The organism is Pelosinus sp. IPA-1 (assembly GCF_030269905.1).
In the GTDB taxonomy this organism is placed as follows: domain Bacteria; phylum Bacillota; class Negativicutes; order DSM-13327; family DSM-13327; genus Pelosinus.
This window is the reverse complement of the sequence record NZ_BSVC01000032.1, coordinates 1-804: the sequence shown is the minus strand read 5'-3', so window position 1 is coordinate 804 and position 804 is coordinate 1. Positions and strand designations below refer to the sequence as shown.

The following is an 804-nucleotide window of genomic DNA, read 5'->3' as shown; positions in this document are numbered from 1 at the left end:
GTAACACAATATACTTGTGTTACCTCTTTACAAATTTCCCATAATAAAACATATTACGTCATTTTTTCAAATTATCCTTTTTTTTACTGCATTTTTTTTATAGATTTAAATTAATATAAATATCGTCAAGTTCATCTTTGGTGATTCCAATATAAGCTAATGTTACACTAGGGGCTGAATGGTTAAGGAGCTTTTGAATTTTAGTTATATCTACACCTTTTTTATAGGCCCAATATCCAAAGGTTTTACGTAGTGTATGGGTGCCAATTGCGTCAGTAATGCCAGTTGTTCGTGCAGCTTGATTAATAATTCGATAAGCCTGTATTCGAGATATGGGTTTATCCCCTTTCTTACTTTTAAATAGGCAACCATTACTAAGCTGAATTGTATCTAGATATTCTTTAATCGCCTTTTTACATGTGTCCGAAAGGGGAAAATCTTTATTTTTACCTGTTTTTTTTTCTCTAAGTTGGATTCTATCTTTTTCCTTTACGTCATTTACAGTCAGTAATAATAAGTCAGATATTCTTAAACCACTATTGATGCCTAGAACAAAAAGTAAGTAATCGCGTAAATTTTTATTTTTTAAATAAGTTTTAATTTTACTTATTTGACCTTTACATCGTATTGGTTCTACATACTCTATTTTAATCACTTCCCATTTAATGGTTCTTATTGTTATATAGTATACAATATGTTACTTTAAAACTAAAGAAAAAATAGCAAAAAATGGATTACTATGCAGATTCATGTTTTATATTGGTAAGCAGCAAAAAGTAATGTAACACAAGTATATTGTGTTAC

1 protein-coding gene is annotated in these 804 nt (G+C 28.7%); it reads right to left on the bottom strand.

Annotated elements, in window-relative coordinates; translation table 11 throughout:
* Nucleotides 1-97: 97 nt before the first annotated feature.
* On the bottom strand, nucleotides 98-655 hold the full coding sequence (locus QSJ81_RS25650) for a site-specific integrase (RefSeq protein ID WP_038673265.1): 558 nt from the start codon (nucleotides 653-655) through the stop codon (nucleotides 98-100).
* Between the last annotated feature and the right edge of the window lie 149 nt (nucleotides 656-804).